General features: G+C 66.6%; 5 protein-coding genes, 4 tRNA genes and 1 pseudogene. 1 reads left to right on the top strand and 9 read right to left on the bottom strand.

Annotated features, from left to right (window positions below; genetic code table 11):
• Nucleotides 1–40 precede the first annotated feature (40 nt).
• The 4 genes from RTO53_RS19270 to RTO53_RS19285 all read right to left on the bottom strand — a co-directional run bounded on the left by RTO53_RS19270 (nucleotide 41) and on the right by RTO53_RS19285 (nucleotide 504).
• A tRNA-Lys gene (locus RTO53_RS19270) sits at nucleotides 41–116 on the bottom strand.
• Between the two features lie 80 nt (nucleotides 117–196).
• Nucleotides 197–273: transfer RNA gene (locus tag RTO53_RS19275), tRNA-His, on the bottom strand.
• 35 nt (nucleotides 274–308) lie between these two features.
• A tRNA-Arg gene (locus RTO53_RS19280) sits at nucleotides 309–385 on the bottom strand.
• Nucleotides 386–427: 42 nt separating this feature from the next.
• A tRNA-Pro gene (locus RTO53_RS19285) sits at nucleotides 428–504 on the bottom strand.
• Between the two features lie 175 nt (nucleotides 505–679).
• Here RTO53_RS19285 and RTO53_RS19290 point away from each other — a divergent pair.
• Complete coding sequence (locus RTO53_RS19290; RefSeq protein WP_312239286.1) at nucleotides 680–1,438, top strand: Bax inhibitor-1/YccA family protein; 759 nt, start codon at nucleotides 680–682, stop codon at nucleotides 1,436–1,438.
• A gap of 47 nt (nucleotides 1,439–1,485) precedes the next feature.
• On the opposite strand, the gene RTO53_RS19295 is transcribed toward RTO53_RS19290, so the two are convergent.
• From RTO53_RS19295 to RTO53_RS19315, 5 genes and pseudogenes are all read right to left on the bottom strand, one after another.
• Nucleotides 1,486–2,415 (bottom strand): LysR family transcriptional regulator, encoded by a 930-nt coding sequence (locus tag RTO53_RS19295; RefSeq protein ID WP_312239287.1) that lies wholly within the window; start codon nucleotides 2,413–2,415, stop codon nucleotides 1,486–1,488.
• 53 nt (nucleotides 2,416–2,468) lie between these two features.
• A complete protein-coding gene (locus tag RTO53_RS19300) occupies nucleotides 2,469–3,212 on the bottom strand; it encodes a cysteine hydrolase (RefSeq protein ID WP_312239288.1) in 744 nt (247 codons plus the stop codon).
• Between the two features lie 175 nt (nucleotides 3,213–3,387).
• The gene (locus RTO53_RS19305) at nucleotides 3,388–4,395 is read right to left on the bottom strand and encodes an isocitrate dehydrogenase (protein ID WP_256776272.1); all 1,008 of its coding nucleotides are present in this window, start codon (nucleotides 4,393–4,395) and stop codon (nucleotides 3,388–3,390) included.
• A gap of 509 nt (nucleotides 4,396–4,904) precedes the next feature.
• A complete protein-coding gene (locus tag RTO53_RS19310) occupies nucleotides 4,905–5,297 on the bottom strand; it encodes a carboxymuconolactone decarboxylase family protein (RefSeq protein ID WP_256776270.1) in 393 nt (130 codons plus the stop codon).
• Nucleotides 5,294–5,418: pseudogene (locus RTO53_RS19315) on the bottom strand (glutaredoxin 3); the annotation flags it as partial. The pseudogene RTO53_RS19315 and the gene RTO53_RS19310, both read right to left, overlap by 4 nt.

Consider the following 5,418-nt stretch of genomic DNA (forward strand, 5'->3'; position numbering starts at 1 on the left):
CAAGAAAAAAGCCGCCTGGCGGACCAGGCGGCTTCTGTCTTGGTGGGCTGTCAAGGATTCGAACCTTGGACCTATTGATTAAGAGTCAACTGCTCTACCAACTGAGCTAACAGCCCTGAAAACTCAGGCGCACATTGTAGCGTGTGTGCTGCCTTTTGCAACCCTGATTCACTTTCGGCGAACCAGTTTGAATCAGTGGGGTGGCTGAGGGGACTCGAACCCCCGACCACCGGAATCACAATCCGGAACTCTAACCAACTGAGCTACAGCCACCACTGAAAACTTTGCTTCCTGACGCATGCACCAGATGGTGCGCCCGACAGGAATCGAACCTGTAACCGCCGGCTTAGAAGGCCGGTGCTCTATCCAGTTGAGCTACGGGCGCCCTGGCTGGATTATCGCATTTCAATCCTGTTTTGAGCAGGCTTGGTCGGGGTAGAGGGATTCGAACCCCCGACATCCTGCTCCCAAAGCAGGCGCGCTACCAGACTGCGCTATACCCCGGTGGTAAATCCCTCGAGGTTCCCCCCGAAAGAGTCGGCTATTGTGGGAATCTGCGCGGCATCTGTCAACGCTTATTTCACACTCGCGTACACGCCCGGGCCGGACACCTGCGTATCGGCTATGCTCGCCGCAGCGGCCGGATGGCCGGAACCCTACCCCTTCAAGGAGATTGGCAATGCGCAGCGGCAATCCCGCACTTTCCGAATCGACGTTCCTGGATCTGGCCAGCGGCTCGGTCGTGACCTCGCCGGACCAGGCAATGACCATCAACGGCACCGTCAACAAGACCGGCCTGCTGCTGCTGTTGACCGTGCTCACCGCAGCCTTCGCCTGGAGCCAGTCGGTGGATGCCGCCGGCCTGCCCACCGGCGGGGCGATGCTGTACACCGTGGTCGGCGCGATCGGCGGCCTGGTGCTGGCCCTGGTCACCATCTTCAAGAAGGAATGGTCGCCGGTCACCGCGCCGATGTACGCGCTGGTCGAGGGCCTGTTCCTGGGCGCGATCTCGGCGGTGTTCAACGCCAAGTTCCCGGGCATCGTGATGCAGGCGGTGATGCTGACCTTCGGCACGATGTTCGTGATGCTGGCGGTGTACCGCAGCGGCCTGATCAAGGTCACCGAGAACTTCAAGCTGGGCGTGGTCGCGGCCACCGGTGGCATCGCGCTGCTGTACCTGGCGTCGTTCGTGCTGAGCTTCTTCAACATCAACGTGCCGATGATCCATCAGGGCGGCTGGATGGGCATCGCCTTCAGCCTGTTCGTGGTGGTGGTGGCGGCGATGAACCTGGTGCTGGATTTCGACTTCATCGAGAACGGCGCCGAAGCACGCGCACCCAAGTACATGGAGTGGTACGGCGCGTTCGGCCTGATGGTCACGCTGGTGTGGCTGTACGTGGAATTCCTGCGCCTGCTGTCGAAGATCCAGCAGCGCTGAGCCACGCGATACGCACCACCTGAAAGGGCGCCCTCGGGCGCCCTTTCTCATGGGCGGTCGCCCGCCCCCGGGCCGGCCACGCCCGTCTGCCCGGCGTAATGCGCGGCCAGGTAATCCACCAGCGCGCGCACCTTCGGGGCGAGCGCACGCGCATGCGGATACAGCGCGAAGTAGCGGCGCTGCCCGGCGTGCCAGCCGGGCAGCACGCGGATGAGGCGACCGGTGCGAAGATCCTCCTGCACGGTCAACGCGGTGAACAGGCTGATGCCCATGCCCGCCAGCACGGCGGCATACAGCGCCGGGGTGGCATCCACATGCAGTCGCTGGCCGGCCTCGACGCTGGCGCTGGCGCCGCGTGGCCCCTGCAGTTCCCAACGCGCAGCGGCACCGGCCGGGCTGAAGGCCAGCAGCGTGTGTTTGTCCAGGTCGGCGGCCTGGCGCGGCAGGCCATGGGTGGCAAGATAGGCCGGCGCGGCGACCAGGATGCGCGGGCAGCGGGCCAGTTCACGAGCGACCAACTGGCTGTCCGGCAGCGACGCGGCGATGCGGAGCGCCAGGTCGAACCCACCGCCGACCACATCGACCAGCTGGTCGTCGGCGGAAAGATCCAGCGCCACCTGCGGATAACGTGCAAGGAACCCCGGCAACCAGTACGGCAACTCCTGGCTGGCCACCACCTGCGGCACGCTCACCCGCAACCGTCCGCTGGGCGTTGCCTGCCCGGCACGGGCGCGATCGTCGGCCTGGTCCAGCCGATCCAGCAGCGACACGGCCTCGCGGTAGTAATCGCGGCCGGCCTCGGTCAGCGACAGGCGTCGGCTGTTGCGGTCGAGCAACCGGACCTGCAGGTGCTCCTCCAGTTGCCGCAGTTGCCGCGACATGGCCGAATGGGTAGTGCCCTGGCGCTCGGCGGCGGCGGTGAAACTGCCGGCGTCGACGATCGCGCGCAGCGCACGCAGGGCGGCGAAGTGATCCATCGGCAGGCAGCTCCGGTTGGCAGGGCCCGCCGGATGCGGGCCCTGCCAGCTTATCAAGCGCCGTCGCCCGACTTGCGCACCGGCAGCGCCAGGATCGCATCGGTGGCCATGACGTCGCCGAACGCGTCGTCGATCTGCGCCAGCGACGCTTCATGCAGCGCGCGGTGGCCGATGCGCTTGCCACCGGCCAGGTCGAGGTCACGGCTGGCGCTGGCGTCGGAGGACACGATCACCCGATAGCCGCGCGGGGCGGCGGCCGCGTCGCGGGCGGCGCCGACCACGCAGGCATGGGTCTGCAGCCCGGTGACGATCAAGGTATCGATACCGGCGTCCTGCAGGACCTTGTCGAACGCGGCGGCCGAGGCACCGGCGAACACGCTTACGTTGTCCTTCTGGATCACGGTTTCGCCGCTGCGCGGCTGCATGTCGCGGTGGAAGGCCACATTGACGCTGCCCTGCGCGAACAGCGGCGCGCCGGCCGGCAGCACGTGCTGCACGTGGATGACGCGGATGCCGTTGGCATCGGCGAAGTCGACCACGCGACGGGTTTGGCGCAACGCAGCCATGCCATCGGGGATGACCATGCGGCCGCCGGCAAATCCCGGGGCGGCACTGGCGTCGAAGTACTCATTCTGGAAGTCGATCACCAGCACGGCGGTCCTGGCGGCATCGAGCGCGGTCACGCCTGGAGCACCGGCCAGTTGGCGGATGGTGGGATGGGCCGGCTCGGCGGCAACCGCCGGGGTGAGGGTCGCCATGCCGATCAGACTGGCCAGGCCGAAGGTGGTGAAGTTCATGCGGGTGCTCCTGTGCGTGGAAAGTGGGCACAGGATGCGCGCCGACCTGTGCACCAACCAGCCCCGCTCCAGCACGCCATCTGTGCGCAGATGGCACAGATCGTTTTCCCGGCGCGCCAACGCAGCGGGGCGCCCGAAGGCGCCCCGCTGTGGATTCACCGATGTCGCCGACCGCTTACAGGCGGCTGGCGATGGCCTGGGCGAAGCCCATGGTGTTGCCGGTGCCGCCCAGGTCGCCGGTCAGCGAGTCCTTGGCTTCCAGCGTGGCCACGATGGCCTTGCGCAGGCGTTCGGCGTTGTCGGTCTGGCCGACGTGGTCCAGCATCTGCGCGGCCGCCAGCAGCAGCGCGCACGGATTGGCCTTGCCCTGCCCGGCGATGTCCGGCGCGGTGCCGTGCACGGCTTCGAAGATGGCCGCGTTCTCACCGATGTTGGCACCCGGGGCCAGGCCCAGGCCGCCGACCAGACCGGCACACAGGTCGGAAATGATGTCGCCGAACAGGTTGGTGGTCACGATGATGTCGAACTGTTCCGGACGCATCACCAGCTGCATGCAGCAGTTGTCCACGATCATTTCCTGGAACTCGATCTCCGGGTACTTGGCCGCCACTTCGCGCGCCACGGCCAGGAACAGGCCCGAGGTCGACTTGATGATGTTGGCCTTGTGCACGGCGGTGACCTTCTTGCGGCCGGTGCTGCGGGCCAGCTCGAAGGCGTAGCGCACGATGCGCTCGGAGCCCTTGCGGGTGATGCGGGTGCCGGAGAACGCGGTCTCGCCGTCGGCCGACACTTCCTGGCCCTCGGCCAGGTAGGCGCCTTCGGTGTTCTCACGCACGGTGATCAGGTCCACGCCGTCGCCGAAGCGCGACTTGGTGTTCGGGAAGGACACCGCCGGACGCACGTTGGCGTACAGGTCGAAATGACGACGCAGGCTGACGTTGATCGAGGTGAAGCCGCCACCGACCGGGGTGGTCAGCGGGCTCTTCAGGGCGATCTTGTTGCGTGCGATCGATTCCAGCGTCGAGGCCGGCATCAGGTCGCCGTGCTTTTCCAGCGCGACCAGGCCTGCGTCGGCGTCTTCGTATTCAAAGCCGGTGTCCAGCTTGCCGAGCACGAACAGGGTGGCGTCCATGATCTCCGGGCCGATGCCGTCGCCGCGGATGACCGTGATTTTCTGCGTCATTGATGTGTAGTCCGAACCGAGGGGGAGCGCCGTCCGTCAGGTACGCGGAGCACAGGCGCAAGGGAAGTTTCACTCGCAATTATGCCTTACCCGCTCAGGAGACCCCAAATGGGCAATTGGTCGGAGGCGGGTAAGGCAGAATTGCCCGCGCATGCCTCCTCTACCCGCGCCTTCGGCGCGCCCCTGCAAACCGCGTTGCGGTCTGCCCTTGCATGCCTCCTCTACCCGCGCCTTCGGCGCACCCCTTCAACAGAAGGGGTTCTCCTCCAGACAGATACCGGTAGTGCCGGCCGCTGGCCGGCTGCCACGGGATGCTGGATTGACGGAAATTGCCGGCCGACCGGCTACCACGGGATGCTGGACAGCCGAATTCACCGACCGCGGGTCGGTGGTGGGCGCGTCGAACATGAATGGAGAGCAGCCGACCAACGGTCGGCTCTACCGAGGCGGGGCCGGAGCAGCCGACCAACGGTCGGCTCCACCGGGCGTGGCGTTCGAGGCCCCGGGCTTCAATGTTCGTGAACGGCCGGGGCGTCCGCGCCGCCTTCGAGCTGGTCGAGGAAATCGACGGCGCGGCGCAGGTGCGGGATCACGATCGAGCCGCCGACCACCAGGCCGACCGAGAAGGTCTCGAAGAACTCTTCGCGGGTGACCCCGGCGTCCTTGCACTGGGCCACGTGGTAGCTGATGCAGTCATCGCAGCGCAGCACCATCGAGGCCACCAGGCCCAGCAGCTCCTTGGTCTTCACGTCGAGCGCCCCGGCCTGGTAGGTCTGGGTGTCCAGGGCGAAGAAGCGGCGCACGACCTGGTTGGGCTCCCCGAGGATGCGCTGGTTCATGCGCTGGCGGAATTCGGTGAATTCGGCGATGCGGTCCTTGCTGCCGTCATCGGCCGCGCTCATGCCGGGTCCTGCCCGGCCAGCAGCGGCTCCAGCTTGCCGGCGCGATGCAGGGCCATCATGTCGTCGTAGCCGCCCACATGGACCTCGCCGACGAAGATCTGCGGCACGCTGGTGCGACGGG

Source organism: Stenotrophomonas sp., from assembly GCF_031995405.1.
Lineage (GTDB): Bacteria > Pseudomonadota > Gammaproteobacteria > Xanthomonadales > Xanthomonadaceae > Stenotrophomonas.

Excerpts from the sequence above, each read along its gene's own strand:
- RTO53_RS19290 (WP_312239286.1), top strand. The coding sequence starts at position 680 with ATGCGCAGCGGCAATCCCGCACTTTCCGAATCGACGTTCCTGGATCTG.
- RTO53_RS19295 (WP_312239287.1), bottom strand. The coding sequence starts at position 2,415 with ATGGATCACTTCGCCGCCCTGCGTGCGCTGCGCGCGATCGTCGACGCC.
- RTO53_RS19300 (WP_312239288.1), bottom strand. The coding sequence starts at position 3,212 with ATGAACTTCACCACCTTCGGCCTGGCCAGTCTGATCGGCATGGCGACC.
- RTO53_RS19305 (WP_256776272.1), bottom strand. The coding sequence starts at position 4,395 with ATGACGCAGAAAATCACGGTCATCCGCGGCGACGGCATCGGCCCGGAG.
- RTO53_RS19310 (WP_256776270.1), bottom strand. The coding sequence starts at position 5,297 with ATGAGCGCGGCCGATGACGGCAGCAAGGACCGCATCGCCGAATTCACC.